Origin of the sequence: Phenylobacterium sp. (assembly GCF_030680185.1) — a bacterium.
In the GTDB taxonomy this organism is placed as follows: domain Bacteria; phylum Pseudomonadota; class Alphaproteobacteria; order Caulobacterales; family Caulobacteraceae; genus Phenylobacterium.
On the sequence record NZ_JAUXVZ010000028.1, the window covers coordinates 1 to 22324 of the forward strand.

The following is a 22324-nucleotide window of genomic DNA, read 5'->3' on the forward strand; positions in this document are numbered from 1 at the left end:
CGGGATCTCCAGCTCCTCGGCCGCCCGGGGCAGGAGGATGAAGTTCGGCACGTCGTCCTCGCCCGGATGGCCGCCGCATTCAAAGCCGTCGACGCTGACCGCGTCGCAGCCGATGGCCTGGGCCTTCACCGCATGGCGCACCGCCGTGCACTTGTGGATCACCTTGATGCCCGCCTCCTTCAGGGCCGGCAGGTACTTCTGCGGATTGTTGCCCGCCGTCTCGACGATCTTGACGCCCGACTTGACGATGGCCTCGACGAAGCCCGGATAGTCCGGCGGCGTCACCGAGGGCAGGAAGGTCAGGTTCACCCCGAACGGCTTGTCGGTCATCCCCCGACACCGGGCGATCTCGGCGGAAAGCTTCTCCGGCGTCCCCTGGGTCAGGCCGGTGATGATCCCAAGCCCACCCGCGTTGGACACCGCCGCAGCCATCTCGGCGAAGCCCACATAATGCATGCCCCCCTGGACGATCGGATGCTCGACGCCGAGCAGGTCTGTGATGCGGGTCTTCATGGTCGGCTCCTCCCGGGGGCTGTGTTCGTTGGGTCGGAGTCGTGCGCGGAATGGGGGGCGTGTGCAAGGGTGAGCGTGGGGGTGTTGCGCGGCCGAGCGGGTCTGGGGTCGAAGCCAACGAGGGAATCGTCTGCACTCGTCAATACATCTATAGTCTCAGGGTCGAACGTTGCCATTGTTGGCGACAACGCGACCCTCTCTACGCGTAGCGCATTCGCGGCCGAATCCTGATGGGCTGTAGGGAAGCGGGCTGTTCTCCTGCACTTTGAATCCGAGAATCACGGCCGGGTCAGCGCCTTCCCATGACGTCTTCGACGAAAATTCCGATCCCGCTGGAGGGCAAGGACTTCGAGCGCAAGTGCGTACCGCTGTTCGCTGGCCTCCTCGCCGATCCGAACGCCAAAATGGTCGGCACCAATGGCCAAGGTCAGAAGGGCCTCGACATCCTGGCCAGGCGCGATCGAGATCCGCACAGGCCCGTGGGTGTCCAGTGCAAACTGAGAACCCGCGGAGACAAGCTGACTGAGACAGAGATTCGTAGCGAGGTGGCGGCAGCGCTCGCAGTAAGGCCACCGCTCGTTGAATACTACATCGTCACGACGGCGCCCGATGACACCGCGTATGACCTGCTGGCGGTGCAACTCTCTCAGGAGCAGGCGGATCTCGGCCGAATAATCGACATCCAAATCTGGGGCTGGGACACCCTGCAGCAACGGATTCACGCCGACTCCAGGGCTCTGAATGCCTTCGATCCCGGCCACAGCGCAGCCTCGGACGAGATTCTGCAGGTGACAGCCCAGACGGCGCAGACTGTCACAACCATCCGCGATCAGAGCGGGGACACGGCTGTTCTGGTTCAGGAGATGCACGCGATCCTGACCATCGGCGACACCAGCCGAGGCGGGGAACTCGAGGATCATCTCGACGCGGAGATCGACCGCTACCGCGACCTCATCAACGGCGGTCAAGCGCGGACGGCCCTGAGCCTGCTTGAAAGCCTCAAGGGCCGCCTTACCCCACAGGCCTCCCCGAGAATCCGCGCCCGCGTGGCCGCCAACCTCGGCTGGGCCAAGCTTCAGTTAGACGACGATCTGGCTGGAGCACGACTGTTGCTCGACGCCTACGCGATCAACCCCGACGATCCGAAGACCATCGCCAACCGCATCTTTGGCATGATGATGACCGGCGATATCGCTGGAGCGCTAGACTTCGGCCAGGCGGCCCTGGTCAAAGATCCAACCAACGCCGGCGTGGCCGCAATGCTGTTTCAGGTTGCGGTAAAATCGGACGAAGCATTCGAGCCGCTCGACGTGGTCCCCGCTGAGCTCCTTGAGGATAAGAACGTCCGCCTCCACCGCGTCAACCACGCGCACTTCAAGCGGCCGAAGGCAGAATGGCGGCGACTGGCCCGGGAGACCTATGAGGCCTTGCCGGACAGTGACACGGCCGAGCAATGGGCCGCTGAAGCCTTATTGGACGAAGCCTTCGAGGCTCGCGGATTCGAGCTACACCCGATCCCGCCCCGAGAGCCGTGCCCGATGCTGTGCGAAGCGGTCCGCCTTTTGGGCCGTCAGTGGGATCGGGTGCGGGGGTACGAAAACGCGGGCCAGCCAATCTATGTGGGCCTCGCCGTGAATCTAGCCAATGGCCTGCGGGCCATCGGGGAGCTAGCGCGTGCTCAAGCGGTGATCGAGGACGCCGTTCTGGGCGCGCCCAACCATGGTGACGCTCGCGTGACCGCGGCGTCCGTCGCCCTTGAGATGGGCAAGCCGGAGACCGCGCTTGATCATCTAAAGGCAGTCGAAGACCTAGGGTCAAAGGCTGTCCTGCTGCTCATGGCTTGGGAACGCTTGGCTAGCTGGAGTGAGATCATCGCGTTCGCCACGCCTGAGCGGCGCGCCGATGTTGCGCCGGCCGAGTTGATCACCTTCGACGCTCTTCTGTTCCGGGCCAGTGTCCACAACTCGGTACCCAATGAAATCGACCGCTTGGGTGAACAGTTGCTGACGAAATGGCCTAAGAGCATCGGTGCCCGAGTTGTGGTTGCGGATGCCATCCGTCGATACGATTCAAGGCGGGCCGGCGAGATGGGGCGCGAAGCTGCTGGTCTACTGAGTTCCGAGACATCCTATGCTGACCGGATGATGCTCGCCCAGCTTGCAAGTGAGCTCGACGATTTCGAGGTGGTTATCTCCGCGCTGGATGGCCACGTTGACGTGACCAAGCCCTCCAACCGGCTGTTGCGGCTGACTTTGGCCTTTGCAAACGCGCCAGTGCGGCCGAGAACGCACGTCTTCTTCCAGAGCCTTTCGGATGAAGTCGTCGCATTGCCGCGGTTCGCGCGACTTATCGGGGTCGGTGAAGCCGCCCGCGGCGATCTAGTAACGGCCGAACGGTTTCTGCGAGTCGCCGTCGAAGGCGACGCTAGTGATGCTCGCGCCCACTTGGTCCTGGAGAGCGTGCTCCTCCGACAGGACCGGGAAGACGACGCGCGAGACTTCGTGCTCGGAGTCGATGAGGCCGCTCTAGATGGCGACCCCGTGGACCACATGCAGTGGGCGTACTCCCTTTCCCGCGCCGGAGCGGTCGATAGGGCGCTCGCCCTTAGCTACCGCACAGCACGCGACAATCGTGCCAATCAGGAAGTTGCAACCGCCTACCCGGGCTTAGTCTACGGGGCAGATATTCCCGCGCTGACCACAGCCGTCGAGACCAATTCGGACGGTAGTCTGAACATCTGGTTTGATCTCGAAGGCGAGGACTGTCCCGACGTCTCCGGTGTTATAGAGACTGAATGTCTCGGAGCTTTGGATCGGTACGCGCCCGACCACCCATTGGCGCTCGCCATTAAGGGCAAGAGCGTAGGGGATACGATCTCATTGCCGAGGCAGTATGGTCCGGATCGGCACTACAAGCTTCGAGAAACTAAGCCGAAGTACGTATGGCTGGCGCATGACATCCAGTCGAAACACGCCACTCGGTTTCCCGAGTCGACAGACCTAATCGAGATAACGGTCAAAGACGACGACATCAGTCCTATTCTTGAATTCATCAAGGATCACTCGGAACAGGGCGGGCGGATCAAGCATGCCTACGTAGATAATGCTGTCCCTCTGGCAATGGTCGCCGCCATCGCCAAGATCAACGTGATCGAGCTTGCCGATCAGTTTCGGGCCGAGGGCGTCGGCCTGCGCACATGCATTGGGACCCACGAAGAACGGAACGACGCGATTAAGGCTGCCTTTCGCGCAAGCAAGCAAGGTGCGGTTATCGACCTGTTGACCGCGTGGACGCTCTATCGCCTTGAAATGCTTGAGTTGGCCAAGGCCTATTTTGGGCGGCTCCTGCTTCCGCGCAGCGCCGTGGACATGCTGATCGAGCTGCGCGCCAAAAGCGCCTTCCACACGCGCTCGGAGTTTATGACTCTGAAGTACGTAGATGACCAAGCCTACCGCGAGATGCACACGCCGGAGGAGGCGGCCAGCAATGTTGAGACAATAAGAAAAGGGCTCAATCAGATCCTCGCCCATTGCGAGATCATGCCGACCGACGGTGCGGACGATCTGCTGGCACATGGCGCGCACTTCACCCGGGATAATGTCGCTCAGGTGCTGGATTCGATGATTCTCGCGCGCCAGCACGGCATGGTCCTGATGTCAGAAGACCTGCATTTGCGCCAGTGGGCACTCGGAATCGGGGTGCCATCGGCGACTTGGTTGCAGCCCTTTATCGCCCTAGCTACGGATGCCGGTCTGACGACGCGCACCCAGTATGCCCGCGCGGCGGCCCAGCTTTGCTACCTTCGGCACAGCGTTGTCTGGCTTGAGCCGGGGTCTCTGATCGAGATCCTGCGCCTGAAGGACTGGCCCGCGGAGGCACTGTTCGACGCAGCCCTTACTCAGCTCTTTCACGACGGTGCCGACCTAGCCTCGCACCACAGAGTGGCGATCCTTTTCTTGGCCAAGGTGGCCGGCGTCGACCAAGGCGTTAACGCTGATCGTGCCGCGCGGGCGATTGGCAAGATGCTGAGCCGGATGACTGAGGGGAGGGACGACTGGCGCTTGATGCTACGGGAAGTTGAGCGCCTGTTATTTATCGCGGCCCAACAGAGTAGTTCTGCTGAAGAAGCATGGAGATATCTCCGCAGCTGGGTGGTTGGTCACTTTCTGAATATCGATTTTGATGCGCCGGAACCGGAGGTCGAAACCGGGATCGCTACATCCCGCTCACCAACGAAGTCCGAGGCGGACACATCCGAAACTTGACGCCTGACTCTTGCTTCCCAGCCAGCTTCCGCGCCCAACGAAAAAGGGCCGGCTTTCGCCGACCCCTTCTGCATCTCTCAGGCCTCAGCCCGGCAACCTTACGCCGCCGGTTGCACGCCGGCTTCGGAGAGCCATTCCAGGATCTTCTGCTTGGGCATGGCGCCGACCTTCATGGACGACATCTGGCCGTCCTTGAACAACATCATGGTCGGGATGCCGCGGACGCCGTAGCGCGAGGGGGTGGTGGGGCTGTCTTCGATGTTCAGCTTGGCGATGGTGACCTGGCCGGCCAGGTCGTCGGAGATCTGCTCCAGGGCCGGGGCGATCTGCTTGCAGGGGCCGCACCACTCGGCCCAGAAGTCCACCAGGACCGGGCCTTGCGCCTGCAGCACGTCTTTCTCGAAGGAGTCGTCGGTGACGGTGACGGTGCTCATGGGAAGCTCCTTTTGCGACCCTGGCGCAACGCGCGCCGATCGCCTCTTGATCCAGCGATGTAAGGCGCAGAGCGCGGGTGATCAACTCCTGGACCGGAGATCGGCCAGGGCCTGGGCCATCAGGAATTCTGGAACCGCCATCAGCTTCGGACCATCGGTCCACACCAGGGCCGCCTCGATGGCCCGGCCGGGGAAGACCTCGGCCAGCACCGCGGCATAGAGCGCCATCTGGCGGATATAGGCGGGATCAGCGTCCTCTATTGCGTCGGGCGAGGGGCGGTTGGTCTTGAAGTCGGCCACCAGAACCCTCTCTGCGCGCACCACCAGGCGGTCGATGCGGCCGGAGATCTGCAGGCCTTGCGGCAGGGCGGCGGCCCGCCCGGCGATGGCCACCTCGGCCCGGCCATCGGCTGCGAACACGTCGGCGAACTGGGGATCGGCCAGCACGGCGAGCGCCGCGCCCGCCATCTCGGCCCGCTGGTCGTCGGTCAGGTCGGGCTCACGGGCGAGGATGGCTGTGGCTGCGGCATCGCGGTCCTCCAGGGCCAGGTCGGGCAGGATCTGCAACAGCCGGTGGATCAGCTCGCCGCGGCGGAACCGGCCGAGCCCGCCGACCCGGGCGAGCGGCGAAGGCGCGAGGATCTCCTCAGCCTCGCCCAGGTCCGAGGGCGAGGCGAACCGGGCCAGGGGATCAAGCGCGGCATCGGCCCGCGCCCAGTCCGGCAGGGGGGCGGTGGTCGGCGCCTCGGCCGCGCCCGCGCCCAGCACCTGCGGGTCTTCGCCGAACCGCCTCGCCTCCACCTGGCCGCAGGCGGCCGGCCGCAGATGGGGGCCGATCATCTCATGGGCGAGGCCGGCCTGGATGGCGGCCCACCAGCCTTTGAGGTTCTCTTCCTTGGTCTTGGCCGCGATCCGGCCGCAGATCACCAGCCGGTCGCGGGCCCGGGTCAGGGCCACATAGAGCAGGCGATAGGCCTCCTCCTCGTCCTTGCGGGCGCGCAAGTCCCGCGCCGCGGTCGAGGCCGCGCAGTCCTGGGCCTTGGACGGACACCAGAGGAAGCCGCCGTCTTCGGTCTCCAGGAGCGGCGAGCCGCGGCCCAGGCCCGACAGGGTGGTCTCGGGCAGGAAGACGATGGGCGCCTCCAGCCCCTTGGCGCCGTGGGCGGTCATGACGCGGACCTCGTCCCGGGCCGCCTCCATCTCGCGCTTGACGATGATGTTGAGGCCAGCCAGCGCGTCGGCCAGCCCCTCCAGGTCGCAGATCCCCCGCTGTTCGGCGGCCTGGGCCTGGACCAGGAACTCGTCCAGGGCGTCCTCGGCCTCGGTCCCCAGCCGCCGCACGATCCTCTGGCGCATGGAGGCGCCGGCCTCGTCCCGCAGGGTGAGCAGCCGGCCATAGAATTCGAAGGGCCTGCGCTTCTGCGCCTCTTCGCGGGCGGCGGTGAGGAAGGCCAGCGCCGCGGCCCAGTCGGCGCGCTCAGGGGCGCGGGCCTGCAGGGCGCTCCACAGGTCGCCGGGCTTGCGGGGCTTGGCGAGCGCGTAGAGCGCCTCGTCGTCCAGACCGCAGAAGGGGCTCTTGAGCAGGGCCGCCAGGTTCAGCTCGTCCTGCGGGAAGAGCACGAAGCGGGCCACAGCCAGCAAGTCATCGAAGATGATGTGTTCCGAGAGCGCCAGCCGGTCGGCGCCGGCCACCGGCACGCCGCGGCGTTTCAGCGCCCGCAATATGTCCTCGAACAGGGCCTTGCGCCGCCGCACCAGGATCAGGACGTCGCCATAGCGGGCCGGCCGCCAGGCGCCGCGGCTCCCATCGGGCGCGTCCAGGTCCTTGTCGAACACCCCATCGCCGCGCGCCACCAGGTCTTCGATCTCGCAGGCGATGTTTTCGGCCAGCCGGCGGTTGGCGCTGGCCGGGCCTTCCACGTCGAGCGGCGCGTCCCAGGCCTCGCGCTCCTCCCCCTCGGGCTCGCGCTCCAGGGGCCAGACATCGACGCAGCCCCGGTGGTCGCGGCGCATGGGGATGTGGCGCACGGCGTCCTCGCCCCGGGCCGGCGGCACGCCGCCTTGCGTTTCCGGCGCGGAAAACACTGCATCGACGAAGCTCAGCACATCGACGGTGGAGCGCCAGGAGGCGGCCAGCGGCACGCTCTGGGCCCGCGCGCCGGCGTCCCGGATGCGGGTGAGGTAGGTCTCGGTCTCGTGGCGCAGGCGCTCGGGCGCGGCGCCCTGGAAGGAGTAGATCGACTGCTTCTCGTCGCCGACCACGAACAGGCTGCGCAGGGCCTCGCGCTCGCGGCCCTCGCCGGCAAAGAACTCGGCGGTGAGCGCGCTGAGGATCTCCCACTGTTCCGGGGCGGTGTCCTGGGCCTCGTCCAGCAGGATGTGGTCGACGCCGCCGTCCAGCTTGTAGAGCACCCAGGCGGCCATGGGGCGCTCGGCCACGAGGGCCCGCGTCTTCTCGATCAGGTCGCCGAAATCCAGCGCGCCGGCCACGGCCTTTTCCTGGCCGTAGGCGGTCAGATAGGCCTGGGCGAGGATCAGCACATAGGCGCTGTCCCAGGCGATGTTGGCCGCGCGCACCTGATCCCGCGCCGAGGCCAGCCGGTCCTGTTCGTCCAGCAGGGCCTGGCGCAGGGGCTCGGCGCCGGCCAGGGCCTTGGTCTTGGCGACCCATGTGGCCGGCGTGCCCTCGCCGCCTTGGGTGAACAGGGCCTTCAGGGCGTCGGAAAGCGTGGCGCGCGGGTCGGCCGCCACCGCCGCCAGGGTCTGCGAACAGGACTGGTCGGTCTTGCCGCCGAGCGCCAGGACCTCGGCCGCCTCGCGCCAGAGCGCCCGGTCGAGCTCGGCCATGGCGTCGGCCGCCACGGCCTCGGGGTCGGCCTCGCCGTCGAAGCCGCAGGTCTCCCAGATCCAGGCGAGCGCGCCTTCCAGTCCGCCCTGGCGATGCACGAAGGCGTCCAGCGCCCCGCGGCGGGCCTCGAAGGTGGCGAACATCTGCTCGAAGGCGCGGAAATCCAGGCTCACTGACAGCCGCGCATAGGCCTGGGCCACCGCGCCGGTTCCGGTGAGCGCATGGCGCGCCACGTCCTGGCGGGCGGCCCGGGCGATCAGGGCCGCGGCCGGATCGTCCATCACCCGGAAGCCCGGCGAGATGCCCGCCTCCAGGGGGAAGCGCCGCAGCAGCTTCTCGCAGAAGGCGTGGATGGTCTGGATCTTCAGGCCGCCCGGGGTCTCCAGAGCCTGGGCGAACAGGGCGCGCGCGGCCGACAGGCGCGCGGCGTCATAGGAGTCAGGCCTGCGCCCCTCCAGCTTGGCGAGCGCTGCGCGTAGGGCTGTGTCATCGCACACCGACCACTGGCCCAAGAGGTCGAACAGCCGGCGCTGCATCTCAGCGGCGGCGGCCTTGGTGTAGGTGACACACAGGATGGCGGCGGGCGCCGCGCCAGCCAGCAGCAGGCGGGCCACCCGGTCGATCAGGGTCTTGGTCTTTCCCGACCCCGCATTGGCGGTGACGAAGGCCGACAGGCCGGGATCGGCCGCCGTGCGCTGGGGATCGATGTCGACGACGGTGGTCATGCCTCGCCCTCGCCGTCTTCGCCGCTGGTGGACCACTCGAACACCCGGGCCAGGTGGGCGTAGTCGCCGGCATAGTCGTGGACGAACTGCGGGGCGGTCCGCGACAGATAGGCCCGCTCGGGATCGTCGAACTGGATCAGCAGGCGCAGGGCGCCGGCCAGGGCCTGCTCGGCGGCGTCATGGCTTTCCTCCCCGGCCGCCCCGCGGATCTCCACCTTGCCGGCGGGCTTGCGGCCCGTGACCTGCAGATAGACGAGGTCGCCGGGGGGCCGGGCCGGCACGCCCGCAAACCCGCCGCGGGCGACGATGGCCGCGGTCAGGGTCAGCTGGGGGGAAAAGCCGGTCTCGACCATCTTCTTCGACGGCGCCTGGCCGGTCTTGTAGTCGAGGATGTGGGCGTAGCCGTCCGGGCCGGTCTCGATGCGGTCGGCCTTGGCGGTCAGGGTGAAGTCGCGCAGGCCGCCGCGGACCGTGATCTGGCCGCCGGCCTCCACATGGATGTCGCGGCCGTCGGCCCGGCGCTCGGTCTCCAGGGCCACCACCCAGGCCGCCGCCTCCTGGGCCAGGGCCTGTTCGCGGGCGAGCGACTCCGGCGGCGCGCCGGCGGCGACCAGGGCCTCCAGATAGAGGGCGGCGAACTCCCGGGCCGGCTCCGGCGGCAGGGCCTTGGGGTGGCGTTTGGCGAAGATCTCGAAAGCCTCGTGGATCGCCGTGCCCCGGGCGCGGGCCTCCACCGGCTCATCCGGCCGCTCCAGGCGATAGAGCCGCAGAATGTCGCGGGCCCAGACCGCATAGGGGTCCCGGGTCAGGGACTCGATCCGGGTGACGGCGAACCGGATCGGGCGGTCGGCGACCGGCGGGCAGGGCGCCGGCCGGCCAATCGGCTCGTAGTCCGGAGCCGCATCCAGGGCGCGCGCCCAGTCCAGCAGGTCGGGACGGCCGGGTAGGACGAGGTCGGCGCCTCTTGCCAGGGTCTCCAGCCGCCAGAGCCAGCGGGACTTCACCGTCGGCTGGCCCTCCCGACGCTCCGAATGCAGCAGGACCACATTGGGGGCGCAGGCGGCCTGGGCGAAGTCGTGGGCGGCCAGGCCCACCCGGCGCTCGGGCGGCGGCAGGCCCAGCCGCTCGCGCATGGGCCGCGACAGGAAGGGATCCAGCGGCGCGCCCTGCGGCCAGACGCCCTCCTCCAGGCCCGCCACCACCAGCCGGTCGGCCCGCACCAGCCGGGCCTCGATGGCGCCGAGGATGCGCAGGCGGGGATGGGTGGCGCCGCCGACGCGGACGGTCTCGTCCCCCATCAGCCGCACCAGCAGGTCGGCGAAGCCCTTGGGCGTCACCGGCGGCAGGGCGCCGGCCTCGGCCATCAGCCCGGCCAGAAGCTGGGACAGGGCCTCGCCGCCGGCTCCGCCCCACAGGCGGCCTGAGCCCCCTGCGCTATCGGCGGCCAGGGACTCCAGCGCCACGGCGAGCGCCCGGGCCCGCTCGGCGGCGGGGGCCGGCTCGCTCATGTCGGTCAGGGGCGTGAGCGCGGCGCGCAGGGCGGTGATCAGTCGGCTGGCGTCCGACCGTCGCGAGTCGTCATCCAGATTCTTGTCCAACCGGCGGGTCAGGGCCGCCCAGTCGGCCGGGCGCGGCCCGCGAAGACCATGGCGCTCCAGGTCGATCAGCCGCGCCTCCAGGGCCTCGCGGCTCTCCCCCAGGCGGACGAGCGAATGCTTGAGCACGCCCAGCATCAGCACCGGATTGAGCGGCTCGGCCGCCAGCCTGGCGACGAGGCCGGCCAGCACCCCGGCCGGACAGGCCATCAGCGGCGTCCCCACCGAGGAGTCCGGGATCACGCCCCAACGGGCGAGCTTCAGGGCGACGCGCCGGGCCAGGTTCTGGTCGGGCGCCACCAGGGCGCCGGTGGCGCCGGGGATTTCCAGGGTTTCGCGCAGCAGCAGGGCGGCCACCGTGGCGGCCTCTTCCTCGCTGCGGGCGGCGACCACTGACAGGCCGGCCAGGCCCTCGGCGATGGGGTCGACGCCGTCCTTGGCGCCTTCGGCCCGCAGGTTTCCGATCACGTTCAGCCAGTCGGCGGTGGCCTGGGCCGGGCGCAGGGCCTCGTTGATCACCCGCCGGCGCCAGCGGCCCTGGCTCTGATGGGGGGCCGACGCCGGCCAGATCTCGACGGCGTCGCGCGCCAGACCGGCCCGGGCCAGCAGACGGCGCAGCGCCCCTTGCGGATGCTGCTCATCGACCTGCTCCCAGGCGCGATCGGCGAGGCTCTCGTCCAGGCCGGGCAGGACGACGCAGCCCTGCGGCGCTTCGGCGATCACCGCCAGTAGCGCGGCTGTGGCCGGCGCCGTGCCGGTGGAGCCGGCGGCGACCAGGACCCCTTCGGGCGGCCGGATGGCCCATTGTTCGGCCAGCGCCCGGAGCAGGGCGACCCGACGCTGGCTGGTGTCGACGACGCCAAGGGCTGCGAGCCGCTCGGGCCAGGCCGCCAGGGCGGTCTCGAGGAAGGCGCGGGACACCTGCCAGTGCTCGGCCAGTTCCACATCCACCAGTCCGGCCAGGGCGCCGGCGGCGTCCACCTCCTCGATCTGCAGGCTGTCGAGGAAGCCGCCCAGGGCGTCGGCCAGCTCCAGGGCCGCCGAGGCGTCGAGATTGCGCGACAGCAGGCCCTCGTGGGTCTTGACCAGACGGGTCAGCTCCAGGCGCCGGCGCAGGGGATCGATGGCGGCGGGCAGGTTGGCGGCCAGGTCGCCCGGCTCGAAGGGGGGCTCTCCGGCGTCCAGATCCCCCAGGGGCCTGATCTGCGGCGGCAGCAGGGCCTGACCGCCGCCGGCCGCCAGGAAGGCGTCGGCCAGGGCGCGCGCGCCGCGGCGGGTGGGGGTCAGCACCGTGGCCTGGGACAGGGCCTCCGGACCGAGCGGCGCCAGCGCCTCATAGAGGCCCCGGGCGAGGTCGTGCACGAAGGGCCGGTGGGCCGGAATGTTGAACCAGCGGGGCCGTGGCCCCTCGAAGAGCGGCGGCCGGCTCACGGCGCGAGCTTGGCTTCGGCGGCCTCCCGGGCGGCGGGATCGCCGACATGCATCCAGAAGGCGTCCATGACCGCCCCATGCAGGCGCCCCTCGGCGGCGAGCCTCTGCCAGATCGGCACGATGGAGAAGGCCTCTTCCCGCACGCCGTCGAGGATCTGGGGCTTGAGGATCTGGAAGCCCACATTGGCGAAGGGCGTCGGGGGCTCGGCCGCGGCCGAATGGGTCAGGCGGCCGGCCTCGTCGCGGAAAAACCCCTGCGGCCCTTCGAAGCCGAGGCCCTGGCCCCGGGGCACCAGCAGCAGCAGGACGTCCATGATCTCCGGGTCCCAGGCCTCGCCCAGGGTCTTGAGCGGCGGCGTCGTTCCGCCGGTCCAGAGGGAGTCGATATTGGCTACCAGGATGGGGTCGTCCCCCAACAGTCGCCGGGCGTGGGCGATGCCGCCGCCGGAATCCAGCAGGGCGGCGCGCTCGTCGCTGATCTTTATGCGGATGTCGTCGCGCCGCGCCAGGTGGGCGACCATCTGGTCGGCGAAGTGATGGATATTGACCACGGCGGTCTCGACCCCGGCCTCCACCATGCGGTCCAGAACATGGTCGACCAGGGCGCGGCCGGCCACCTCCACCAGGGGCTTGGGCCGGTGGTCGGTGAGCGGGCGCAGGCGGGTGCCGAGCCCCGCGGCCATCACCATGGCGGTCTTTGGGAATCCCTGCGTGCTCACCGGCGCGCCTCGGCCGGCACGTGGGCGTCGAACCAGGCCTTGATCGGCGCCAGCTCGGGATCGGCCAGGCAGCGTTCCAGATAGCGCCAGGTGCGGGGCATGAAGGCCTCGTACCGCGGCTTGCCGAAGCCCGCCACCTGCCGGGCGAAGATGAACAGGATGCGGGCCGAGTTCAGGGCGCCGAGCGCGTGATAGTCGGCGCGGAAGGCCGCCGCGTCGATATCGCTGCGGATCTCCAGATAGCGGGCGAGCGCGGCGGCCTCCCGTTCCGGCGAGACGTCGCGGCGGGCGTCGTGCAGCAGCATGGAGAAGTCCCAGGCCGGATGGGCGCGGACGGCGTCCTGGAAGTCCAGCAGGCCGACCCGGGCCACGCCCGAACGCTCCGGCAGCCAGATCAGGTTCTCGGCGTGATAGTCCCGGTGGCAGAAGACGCTGGCGCCAGCCTCGCCCCGGGCGCGGATCGGCGCCCACAGGGCCTCCCATTCGGCCTCGGCGTCGGGGGTGAAGGGCGCGAGCCCGGAAAACTTCGGCCACCATTCCAGGAACATGTCGCCGCCGGTCCGCAGGGCCAGGTCGTCATAGGTCAGGAAGGGCCAGGCGGCGCCTTGCGCCTCCAGCACCGGCGGGGGCGTGGCCTCATGCAGGCCGGCCAGCACCTCGACGGCGGCCTCGTACAAGGGGGTCTCGTCGGTCCCGCCCTCGATCAGCCGGGCATAGAGGTCGTCGCCCAGATCCTCCAGCACCGCCAGGCCATCGCCCGCCTCATGGGCCACGATCTCCGGCGCCGACAGCCCCTGGCTGCGCAGCCATCCGGCGGTGGCGACGAAGGCGTCCACACGGCCGGCCGCCAGCCTGGCCATGGCGTTGTAGCCGGCCAGGCGGCGCTGCGCAGGGCTGGCGTCCGGCGGGCAGGGCGCGGTCTCCACCGGCGGCTGGTCCATGAAGATCAGGCTGGCCTTGCCCGGTCGCGACAGCCGCTCATAGCGCCGCGTCGAGGCGTCCCCGGCCAGGGGAGCCCGATGGGCGTCGGCCAGGCCGTGACGGGCCAGGAAGTCGGCCTTCAGGCCCTCACGATCAGAACTCAATCGCACGTCCTTCCCAGGCGCCATGGGGCGTCAGCCGCGCCCGGCGCGCCGCCCCGTCCAGAACGATGTCTATATCCAAGCGATGGGGGGGAAGGCGACCCTCCAGGCGCTGGGGCCATTCGATGATCGCGGCGCCGTCCTCAAGCGCCTCGTCCAGGCCGATCTCATAGGCCTCGTCCGGACTGGTCAGGCGGTAGAGGTCGAAATGGGCCAGCGCCAGGCCATCACCCTCATAGAACTGCACGAGGGTGAAGGTCGGGCTGGGCACGTCCTCATCCGGGGTCGTGCGCGCCCGGATCAGGGCCCGGGCCAGGGTCGACTTGCCGGCGCCCAGCGGCCCGGTCAGGCAGATAGCCTCGCCGGGCCTCAGCGCCCCGGCCAAAGCTGCGCCCAGGCGCGCGGTGGCCGCCTCATTCTCCAGCCGAAGATCGCCGTCGAGAGGAAGCCTCATGCGAAGGGCCGGTCCGGATCGGCGGGCAGGACGCGCTCGACATAGGTTTTCAAAGCCTCGGTCGCGGCCTGGACGTCGCCGGCCAGGGCGTCGGGGGCGATGGGCGGGCCGAGCGTCAGCCCATACTGGCCACCGCGCTTGTTCAGCAGCTCGTGGAACAGGGTGATGTCCCGCAGCTCGGCCGAGACCCGGTTGAAGAGGTGGAACAGGGTCGACCAGGGGCCGGTCACGTGCAGGGGCACGACCGGCGCCTCATACTTGCGGGCGATGGAGATGGCGCTGCTCATCCAGGGGGGATCGGCCAGCAGGCCGTCGGGCTGCCGCCGGGCCAGCCGGCCGGAGGGGAAGATCACCAGGGCGCGCTCGGCCTCCATGGCCTCGCGGGTGCGTTGCAGGGTCAGGCGAGTGCGCTCGCGGGTGCGCTTCTCCTCCACCCATTCGACGGGGATCAGCACGTCGGCAAAGCCGGGCGCCACCCGATGGGCGTCGGAATTGGCGTAGAAACAGATGTCCGGCCGCCTGGCCTTGAAGGCGTCATAGACGGCGATCCCGTCGGCGATGCCGGTGGGATGATTGGCGATCACCACCACCCGTCCCTGGCGGGGCAGGCGCTGCAGGTGATTCACCTCCAGCCGCACATCGAGCAGGCCCGAGACCCGCTCCAGGGCGTCGCGGCCGGGCAGGGGGGCGATGGCGTCAGCCATTCGGCGGGCCTTGCCATAGTCCAGCAGCCCATAGAGCAGGGGGCGCAGAACCGGCCAGGTGGGGTGTCGGCTGAGGCCCGGCGCGCGTTCGGCGATCAGCACGTCCACGATGTGATCGTGACGCGTCCGGGCCGGGCGCAGGATATCCGTGGACGAAGCGACACTCATTGCCGCTCAAGAATGCGCCTGAGCCTGCAATTTGGGCAAGCGCTAGGCGCGGACGCGGGCCGGGCCTAAGCTCTCGCCCATGCGTGAGATCAGCCACTTCATCGCCGGCCGCGCCGTCGCCGGAACCTCGGGCCGCCAGGGCGAGGTGTTCGATCCCAATCTCGGCGAGGTCCAGGCCCACGTGGCCCTGGCCTCGGCCGACGAGCTGGACATGGCCGTCCAGGCCGCCTTGAAAGCCCAGCCGGCCTGGGCCGCGGTCAATCCGCAGCGCCGGGCGCGGGTGATGTTCGCCTATAAGCGCCTGGTCGAGGCGCGGATGGACGAGCTGGCCGCTCTGCTGTCGTCCGAGCATGGCAAGGTGATCGCCGACTCCAAAGGCGACATCCAGCGGGGGCTGGAGGTGATCGAGTTCGCCTGCGGCATCCCCCATGCGCTCAAGGGCGAATACACCGAGGGCGCAGGCCCGGGGATCGATGTCTGGTCCATGCGCCAGCCGCTCGGGGTGGCGGCGGGCATCACGCCGTTCAACTTCCCGGCCATGATCCCGATGTGGATGTTCGGGGTGGCCGTGGCGGTGGGCAACGCCTTCATCCTCAAGCCCTCGGAAAAGGACCCCAGCGTGCCGGTCAGACTGGCCGAGCTGTTCATGGAGGCCGGTGCGGAAGCCGGTGTCGAGGTGGCCGGCGTGCTGAACGTGGTCCACGGCGGCAAGGTCTGCGTCGACGCCATCCTGACCCATCCCGATATCGCCGCCGTCAGCTTCGTTGGCTCCTCCGATATCGCCCAGTACGTCTATGCGACCGGCGCGGCCCACGGGAAGCGGGTCCAGGCCATGGGCGGGGCCAAGAACCACGGCGTCCTGCTGCCGGACGCCGACCTGGAGGCCGCCGTGGGCGATATCCTCGGCGCCGCCTTCGGCTCGGCGGGCGAGCGCTGCATGGCCCTGCCGGTCGTGGTTCCCGTGGGGGCGGCCACCGCCGAAGCCTTCCGCGAGCTGATGAGCGCCAGGATCGAGACCCTGAAGATCGGCGTCTCCTCCGACCCCGCCGCCCAGTATGGCCCGGTGGTCAGCGCCGCCCACCACAGGCGCGTCTCCGACTACATCCAGATAGGGATCGACGAGGGGGCCGAGCTGGTGGCCGACGGCCGGGGCTTTTCCCTGCAGGGCCACGAGAAGGGTTTCTTCATCGGCCCCACCCTGTTCGACCATGTGAAGCCGACCATGCGGTCCTACCAGGAAGAGATCTTCGGCCCGGTCCTGCAGATCGTCCGGGCCGAGAGTTTCGAGGAGGCCCTGGCCCTGCCCTCGCAGCATGCCTACGGCAACGGCGTCTCGATCTTCACGCGGAACGGTCGGGCCGCCCGGGAGTTCGCCTCGCGGGTCAATGTCGGCATGGTCGGGATCAATGTGCCCATCCCCGTGCCGGTGGCCTATCACAGCTTCGGCGGCTGGAAACGCAGCGCCTTCGGCGACGCCAACCAGCACGGGATGGAGGGCGTCCGCTTCTACACCAAGGTCAAGACGGTCACCGCCCGCTGGCCTGAGGGCGAGGGAAGCGACCAGGCCTTCGTCATACCGACCATGAGATAGGCTATCGGCCCCTGGGGCCTATGGCCTAGGCTGCCCCCGAGCTTTGGAGCGATCGAGCATGAAGAATTTCCGCCTGTGGGCGATCCTGGCCCTGGTCGTCGTGGTGGCTGGCCTCGGCGCCTATCTGTACTGGAACCACGACGTCCGCTGGAGGCCCAATACGGTGACGAAGAACCAGGCTGAAATCGCCCGCCTGCTGGAATCCACAGGCTGGGTCTCGCCCGGCATCGAAGGCCCCGCGGTCTATATGGTGTCGTTCCGCACCTGCCCCGACTGCCTGCGCTTCAAGGCCGAGCAGTTCCCCGACCTGCATGCGGCGGGAATCGACACCCGGGTGATCGAGATCGCCCGGCGCGACGCCAACGGCCTGGAACGCTCGACGGCCGCCGAGCGCGCCACCGTGGCCGAGCTGTGGCTCAACCGCGACTGGGGTCTGTTCGAGCGCTGGGTGCAGGTTCCCGCCTCGGCCTGGACCGCGCCGGGCATCCCGCCCGCCGATGGCGATTCCGCGCGGACGGCGGTGGTGGACACCGGCCGCAACCTGGTCGACCAGCTCACGCCGCTGCTCAAGGACAATGGCGTCGACTTCGCCTATCCGCTGCTGGTCTGGTGGGACCAGGAGGGCCAGATGAAGGCCTGCGCTTGCGAGCGCCGGGAAACCTACCGCTTCCTGCGCGAAGACCTCGGCCTGCCGGCCCGGAGCGACACCCCGCAGGTGCCGGAAGGCGAAGAGGACGGCGCCCTGGCTCCGGCTGAACCCGCAGCGACCTGAAGCGTCGACAAAGCGTACGGCGGACGATTGGCTGATTGTGATCGCGATGTCTCCAGGCTAGGGGCGGAGGCATGACGTCCGCCCTCGAAACCGCCTACCGCGACCGCCTGGCCCGCGGCGAGATCCGACCCGATCCGGCCCAGGCCGCCGCCCTGCCGGCCCTGGCGCGGCTGGAGGCCGACCTGGCCGCCAGCGAGCCCGGCGGGCTGTTCGGACGGCTGCGCAAACCCCAGAGCCAGACCGGCGTCTATCTCTGGGGGCCCGTGGGCCGGGGCAAGTCCATGCTGATGGACCTGTTCTACGAGACCGTGCCGGTGGCGAAGAAGCGCCGCACCCACTTCCACGTCTTCATGGGCGAGATCCACCGGCTGATCGACGCTTGGCGCAAAGGGGATGCGGCGGCCCGCAAGGCGACGTTCGGCCAGCATCGCGGGGACGACCCTATTCCGCCGGTGGCCGACGTGGTGGCCGGCGAGGCCCGCCTGCTGTGCTTCGATGAGTTCCAGGTCACTGACATCGCCGACGCCATGATCCTGGGCCGGCTGTTCACGGCCCTGTTCGACCGCGGGGTGACCTTGGTGGCCACCTCCAACCGCGTGCCCGACGCCCTCTATCGCAACGGCATCAACCGCCAGCTCTTCCTGCCCTTCATCGACCTGCTCAAGACCCGGACCGAGGTGGTCTCGGTGGCCGGCGAGCATGACTATCGCCTGGACCGGCTGCGGGCGGCCGGCGTCTGGTTCTCGCCCATCGACCCGGACAATGTGCGGACCTACGACGCCCTCTGGAGCCAGATGCTCGACGGTCACGAAGAGCTGGGCGAGACGCTCGAGGTCCTGGGCCGCAAGATCCACCTGCCCCACGCCACCGGCGGCCTGTTGCGGGCCAGTTTCGCCAGCCTCTGCGGCGTGGCGCTGGGGCCGAACGACTATCTGGCCCTGGCCGAGCGCTTCCACACGGTCTTTCTCGAGCGCGTGCCGCGGCTGACGCCGGCGCGGCGGGAGGAGGCCAGGCGCTTCGTGACCCTGATCGACGCCCTCTATGAGGCCCGCGCCAAGCTGATCGTGCTGGCCGAGGCCGAGCCGGCCGCCCTCTATCCGGAAGGGGACGGCGCCTTCGAGTTCGAACGCACCGCCTCGCGCCTGCAGGAGATGCGCTCGGCCGACTGGCTCACCGAGCGGGGCTAGGCTGCGCGCGAAGCGTAAAAAAGAGGGGACACAAAGAACACGAAGATTCGCAAAGCGCACGAAGCGCGACGGTGAGCCCTTTGGGTCCCTCGCGCCCCTTCGTGTCCTTCGTGTCGCCCCTTGCCTTACAGCGCCTGCGGCGTGCTCAGGCCCGCAGACTCTCGACCAGCTGGCGGGCGACGGGGCGCAGTTCGTCCAGACTGCGGACGCAGATCTTCAGCTCCCGCGCCGCCCAGTCGTCGGTGAGCGCGACAATGGCCAGGTTCATCGTGCAGACGGCCCTTGCCGCCGTGGTCTCGGGCACCACGCCGACGCCGACCCCGCACTCCACCAGCCGGCAGACGGCGTCGAAGCTGCGCAGCTGGACGCGCAGGCGCAGGCGGCGGCCCTCGCGGCTGGCCCGGGCGGCGAGGAAGCGCTGCAGGGAGCTGGCCCGGTCCAGGCCCACCAGGTCGTAATCCAGCACCTGGCCGAAGGCGGCGCTGATGTTCTTGGCCAGGGGATGGTCCAGGGCCGTGACGACGACGAACCGATCGGTGCGAAAGGCGAACGTCTCCAAGGCGCCCACATCCACAGTGCCGGCGACGATGCCCACATCGGCGGCGCCCTCGGCCACCAGGCCGACGATCTCGTCGGACAGGCGCTCCTCCAGATCGACGCTGACCTGGGGGTTGTCGGCCAGGAACGACGACAGCGCCTCGGGCAGGAATTCCGTCAGGGCGTTGGTGTTGGCCAGGACGCGGACCTCGCCGGCCGCGCTGTCGGCGATGAGGCCCAGTTCGTCCTGCATGCGCGCGCTCTGTTCCAGCAGGCCACGGGCGTGCTTGAGCAGCAGAAGACCGGCGGGCGTCGGCGTCACCCCCAGGCGCGAGCGGGTCAGCAGGGCCGCGCCCAGCGACTGCTCCATGGCCCGGATGCGGGTGGAGGCGGCCGCCAGGGCCAGGGCCGAGCGTTCGGCGCCGCGGGTGATGGAGCCGGCCTCCACCACGTCGCAGAACAGCCTCAGATCCACCAGATCGAACCGCATCCTTCGCCTCCCGCGAAGGAAGGCTACAGCAAAGACGGATTGCCCGGGAGGGCGAAAGCCGAGAGACTTCCGTCTCAGCGAAGGTGCGCAGGCTCGGCCATTGTGTTCGGCGGCTTCGTTGACACCCCCATATGGCGGCGTAAAAGCGGCCTCAAGCAAGCTAGGGCAAGAGGGAGCGGCTGTAGAACCGATGTCGGACGCCTCGAAGACTATCCGGGTCAGACCCACCTCGCCGCACGTGCAGGTGTGGCGCTGGCATCTCACCGCGCTCACCTCCATCACCCACCGGATCACCGGCGTCGGCCTCTATGTGGGCACGCTGATCCTCGCCGGATGGGCCATTTCGCTGGCCATGGGGCCTGAGGCCTACGCGACCTTCATGGGCGTCATGGGCTCGTTCCTGGGCAAGCTGGTCATGTTCGCGCTCAGCCTGGCGGTCTTCTTCCACCTGGCCAAGGGCGTCCAGCACCTGATCTGGGACACCGGGGTGGGCCTGAAGCTGCAGGCGGCCAACGCCGGCGCGGTGGCCACCGTCGCCTTCGCCATCGTGGCCACCATCGTGGTCTGGATCATCGCCGCCATGACGGGAGCGCTCTGATGGCCGATTTCCGCACGCCCTTTTCCCGGGCCCACGGCCTGGGCGCCGCCGGCCACGGGGTCGGCCACTGGATCACCGAGCGGGTCACCTCGATCGCGCTCATCCCGCTGGTGCTGTGGGGCGTTTTCGCCGTCCTGCGACTGGCCCGCAGCGACTATGACATGGCGGTCGCCTGGCTGGCCTCGCCGGTCAATGCGGTCCTGCTCGCCCTGCTGACCGTGATCAGCTTCATGCACATGAACTCAGGCATGCGGGTGGTGATCGAGGACTACATCCATCGCCGGGTGACCAAGGCGGCCCTGCTGCTGCTGAACCTCTTCGTCTGCGTGCTGTTCGGCGCGCTCGCCCTCTTCTCCATCCTGAAGGTCGCCCTGTCGGGCGGAGCTTACTGAGCATGGCCTCCTACGAATTCATCGACCACAAGTTCGACGTCGTCGTCGTGGGCGCCGGCGGTTCGGGCCTGCGCGCGGCGCTGGGCTGCGCCCAGGCCGGCCTGAAGACCGCGTGCGTCTCCAAGGTCTTCCCGACCCGCTCGCACACCGTGGCCGCCCAGGGCGGCATCTCGGCCAGCCTTGGCAATATGAGCCAGGATGACTGGCGCTGGCACATGTACGACACCGTCAAGGGGTCGGACTGGCTGGGCGACCAGGACGCCATCGAATATCTCTGCCGCAACGCGCCCGCCGCCGTTTACGAGCTCGAGCACTGGGGCGTGCCCTTCTCGCGCACCGAGGACGGCAAGATCTATCAGCGCGCCTTCGGCGGCATGACCAGCAACTATGGCGAGGCGCCGATCCAGCGCACCTGCGCGGCGGCCGACCGCACCGGCCACGCCATGCTGCACACCATGTATGGCCAGTCCCTGGCCAACAACACCGAGTTCTTCATCGAGTATTTCGCCCTCGACCTGATCATGGAAGACGGCGTCTGCCGCGGCGTCACCGCCTGGAAGCTGGACGACGGCACCCTGCATCGGTTCCAGGCCCAGATGGTCATCCTGGCCACCGGCGGCTATGGCCGCGCCTACTTCTCCTGCACCAGCGCCCACACCTGCACCGGCGACGGCAACGCCATGGTCCTGCGGGCCGGCCTGCCGCTGCAGGACATGGAGTTCGTGCAGTTCCACCCCACCGGCATCTATGGCGCCGGCTGCCTGATCACCGAAGGCGCCCGCGGCGAGGGCGGCTATCTGACCAATTCCGAGGGCGAGCGGTTCATGGAGCGCTATGCGCCGTCCGTGAAGGACCTGGCGCCGCGGGACATGGTCAGCCGGGCCATGACCATCGAAATCCGCGAAGGCCGGGGCGTGGGTCCGAACAAGGACCACATCTTCCTGCACCTGGACCACCTGGACCCCAAGGTGCTGCATCAGCGCCTGCCGGGCATTTCCGAAAGCGCCCGCGTCTTCTCCGGTGTGGATGTGACCAAGGCGCCGATCCCGGTGCTGCCGACCGTGCACTACAATATGGGCGGCATCCCCACGAACTTCTATTCCGAGGTGGTCACCCGCGACGGCGACAACCCCGACAGCGTCATCCCCGGCCTGATGGCCGTGGGCGAGGCCGCCTGCGTGTCGGTGCACGGCGCCAACCGCCTGGGCTCCAACTCGCTGATCGACCTGGTGGTGTTCGGCCGCTCGGCCGCCCTGCGCGCCGCCGACATCCTGACGCCCGGCGCCAAGCAGCCCGAGCTGAAGGCGAGCCATACCGAGGCCCATCTGGCCCGCTTCGACCGCCTGCGCAACGCCAAGGGCGGCACGCCGACGGCCCAGCTTCGCCTGGACATGCAGAAGGCCATGCAGGAGGACGCCGCGGTGTTCCGCACCGGCGAGAGCCTGGCCTCGGGCGTGGCGCGCCTGGACAAGATCCACGGCCAGCGCGGCGACATCCAGGTCACCGACCGCGGCATGATCTGGAACACCGACCTCGTCGAGACCCTGGAGTTCGACAACCTGATCGGCCAGGCCGCCGTCACCGTGAACGGGGCGCTGAACCGCACCGAGAGCCGCGGGGCGCACGCTCGCGAGGACTATCCCGACCGCGACGACGAGAACTGGATGAAGCACACGCTGACCTGGTTCGACGACGCCACCGGCAAGGTGAAGCTGGACGACCGTCCGGTGCACTCGTTCACGCTCAGCAACGACATCGCCTACATCCCGCCGAAGGCGCGGGTCTACTAAGAGGCGGTCCGTGGCCCGCTTCGTCGCTC

The 22324-nt window shown here is 69.0% G+C and carries 16 protein-coding genes; 7 read left to right on the plus strand and 9 right to left on the minus strand.

Features of this window, described 5'->3' with window-relative positions:
• Positions 1-513: nitronate monooxygenase family protein (locus Q8L83_RS04890; RefSeq protein WP_305285088.1), on the minus strand; the 513-nt coding region annotated here is incomplete at its 3' end.
• Between the two features lie 302 nt (positions 514-815).
• On the opposite strand from Q8L83_RS04890, the gene Q8L83_RS04895 reads away from it, so the two are divergent.
• Positions 816-4778 (plus strand): hypothetical protein, encoded by a 3963-nt coding sequence (locus tag Q8L83_RS04895; RefSeq protein ID WP_305285089.1) that lies wholly within the window; start codon positions 816-818, stop codon positions 4776-4778.
• Between the two features lie 98 nt (positions 4779-4876).
• Here the strand turns inward: Q8L83_RS04895 and trxA are convergent, their stop codons facing one another.
• The 7 genes from trxA to Q8L83_RS04930 all read right to left on the minus strand — a co-directional run bounded on the left by trxA (position 4877) and on the right by Q8L83_RS04930 (position 14938).
• Positions 4877-5212, minus strand: coding sequence for a thioredoxin (gene trxA / locus Q8L83_RS04900; protein ID WP_293320179.1), 336 nt, complete (start codon positions 5210-5212; stop codon positions 4877-4879).
• Positions 5213-5293: 81 nt separating this feature from the next.
• Positions 5294-8785: a double-strand break repair helicase AddA gene (addA, locus tag Q8L83_RS04905; protein ID WP_305285090.1), complete on the minus strand. Its 3492-nt coding sequence runs from the start codon at positions 8783-8785 to the stop codon at positions 5294-5296.
• On the minus strand, positions 8782-11811 hold the full coding sequence (addB, locus tag Q8L83_RS04910; protein ID WP_305285091.1) for a double-strand break repair protein AddB: 3030 nt from the start codon (positions 11809-11811) through the stop codon (positions 8782-8784). The genes addA and addB overlap by 4 nt, the downstream gene beginning before the upstream one ends.
• A complete protein-coding gene (locus Q8L83_RS04915) occupies positions 11808-12530 on the minus strand; it encodes a nucleotidyltransferase family protein (protein ID WP_370868354.1) in 723 nt (240 codons plus the stop codon). Before Q8L83_RS04915 ends, addB begins: the two co-directional genes overlap by 4 nt.
• Entirely contained in the window at positions 12527-13621 is a 1095-nt protein-coding gene (amgK, locus tag Q8L83_RS04920) for an N-acetylmuramate/N-acetylglucosamine kinase AmgK (protein ID WP_305285093.1), read from the minus strand. The genes Q8L83_RS04915 and amgK overlap by 4 nt, the downstream gene beginning before the upstream one ends.
• Positions 13605-14066 carry a tRNA (adenosine(37)-N6)-threonylcarbamoyltransferase complex ATPase subunit type 1 TsaE gene (tsaE, locus tag Q8L83_RS04925; RefSeq protein WP_305285095.1) on the minus strand — a complete coding sequence of 154 codons (462 nt, stop codon included), beginning with the start codon at positions 14064-14066 and terminating at the stop codon, positions 13605-13607. The genes amgK and tsaE overlap by 17 nt, the downstream gene beginning before the upstream one ends.
• Positions 14063-14938 carry a GNAT family N-acetyltransferase gene (locus tag Q8L83_RS04930; RefSeq protein ID WP_305285096.1) on the minus strand — a complete coding sequence of 292 codons (876 nt, stop codon included), beginning with the start codon at positions 14936-14938 and terminating at the stop codon, positions 14063-14065. Before Q8L83_RS04930 ends, tsaE begins: the two co-directional genes overlap by 4 nt.
• A gap of 79 nt (positions 14939-15017) precedes the next feature.
• On the opposite strand from Q8L83_RS04930, the gene Q8L83_RS04935 reads away from it, so the two are divergent.
• The 3 genes from Q8L83_RS04935 (at position 15018) to zapE (ending at position 18488) form a co-directional block, all read left to right on the plus strand.
• Positions 15018-16529, plus strand: a complete 1512-nt coding sequence (locus Q8L83_RS04935; protein WP_305285099.1) for a CoA-acylating methylmalonate-semialdehyde dehydrogenase — start codon at positions 15018-15020, stop codon at positions 16527-16529.
• Positions 16530-16587: 58 nt separating this feature from the next.
• Positions 16588-17301 carry a hypothetical protein gene (locus tag Q8L83_RS04940; protein ID WP_305285101.1) on the plus strand — a complete coding sequence of 238 codons (714 nt, stop codon included), beginning with the start codon at positions 16588-16590 and terminating at the stop codon, positions 17299-17301.
• A 71-nt stretch (positions 17302-17372) separates the two neighbouring features.
• Entirely contained in the window at positions 17373-18488 is a 1116-nt protein-coding gene (gene zapE, locus Q8L83_RS04945; RefSeq protein WP_305285103.1) for a cell division protein ZapE, read from the plus strand.
• 145 nt (positions 18489-18633) lie between these two features.
• Here zapE and Q8L83_RS04950 read toward each other — a convergent pair whose 3' ends face one another.
• Positions 18634-19515 carry a LysR substrate-binding domain-containing protein gene (locus Q8L83_RS04950; RefSeq protein ID WP_305285104.1) on the minus strand — a complete coding sequence of 294 codons (882 nt, stop codon included), beginning with the start codon at positions 19513-19515 and terminating at the stop codon, positions 18634-18636.
• Between the two features lie 190 nt (positions 19516-19705).
• Between Q8L83_RS04950 and sdhC the strand changes: the two genes are divergently transcribed.
• The 3 genes from sdhC to sdhA are packed head-to-tail and all read left to right on the plus strand — an operon-like array spanning position 19706 to position 22295.
• Positions 19706-20113 carry a succinate dehydrogenase, cytochrome b556 subunit gene (gene sdhC, locus Q8L83_RS04955; RefSeq protein ID WP_305285105.1) on the plus strand — a complete coding sequence of 136 codons (408 nt, stop codon included), beginning with the start codon at positions 19706-19708 and terminating at the stop codon, positions 20111-20113.
• Positions 20113-20505 (plus strand): succinate dehydrogenase, hydrophobic membrane anchor protein, encoded by a 393-nt coding sequence (gene sdhD, locus Q8L83_RS04960; RefSeq protein ID WP_305285106.1) that lies wholly within the window; start codon positions 20113-20115, stop codon positions 20503-20505. Before sdhC ends, sdhD begins: the two co-directional genes overlap by 1 nt.
• A gap of 2 nt (positions 20506-20507) precedes the next feature.
• Positions 20508-22295: a succinate dehydrogenase flavoprotein subunit gene (sdhA, locus tag Q8L83_RS04965; protein ID WP_305285108.1), complete on the plus strand. Its 1788-nt coding sequence runs from the start codon at positions 20508-20510 to the stop codon at positions 22293-22295.
• Positions 22296-22324 lie beyond the last annotated feature (29 nt).

Excerpts from the sequence above, each read along its gene's own strand:
- Q8L83_RS04895 (WP_305285089.1), top strand. The coding sequence starts at position 816 with ATGACGTCTTCGACGAAAATTCCGATCCCGCTGGAGGGCAAGGACTTC.
- trxA (WP_293320179.1), bottom strand. The coding sequence starts at position 5,212 with ATGAGCACCGTCACCGTCACCGACGACTCCTTCGAGAAAGACGTGCTG.
- addA (WP_305285090.1), bottom strand. The coding sequence starts at position 8,785 with ATGACCACCGTCGTCGACATCGATCCCCAGCGCACGGCGGCCGATCCC.
- tsaE (WP_305285095.1), bottom strand. The coding sequence starts at position 14,066 with ATGAGGCTTCCTCTCGACGGCGATCTTCGGCTGGAGAATGAGGCGGCC.
- Q8L83_RS04930 (WP_305285096.1), bottom strand. The coding sequence starts at position 14,938 with ATGAGTGTCGCTTCGTCCACGGATATCCTGCGCCCGGCCCGGACGCGT.
- Q8L83_RS04935 (WP_305285099.1), top strand. The coding sequence starts at position 15,018 with ATGCGTGAGATCAGCCACTTCATCGCCGGCCGCGCCGTCGCCGGAACC.
- Q8L83_RS04940 (WP_305285101.1), top strand. The coding sequence starts at position 16,588 with ATGAAGAATTTCCGCCTGTGGGCGATCCTGGCCCTGGTCGTCGTGGTG.
- zapE (WP_305285103.1), top strand. The coding sequence starts at position 17,373 with ATGACGTCCGCCCTCGAAACCGCCTACCGCGACCGCCTGGCCCGCGGC.
- Q8L83_RS04950 (WP_305285104.1), bottom strand. The coding sequence starts at position 19,515 with ATGCGGTTCGATCTGGTGGATCTGAGGCTGTTCTGCGACGTGGTGGAG.
- sdhC (WP_305285105.1), top strand. The coding sequence starts at position 19,706 with ATGTCGGACGCCTCGAAGACTATCCGGGTCAGACCCACCTCGCCGCAC.
- sdhD (WP_305285106.1), top strand. The coding sequence starts at position 20,113 with ATGGCCGATTTCCGCACGCCCTTTTCCCGGGCCCACGGCCTGGGCGCC.
- sdhA (WP_305285108.1), top strand. The coding sequence starts at position 20,508 with ATGGCCTCCTACGAATTCATCGACCACAAGTTCGACGTCGTCGTCGTG.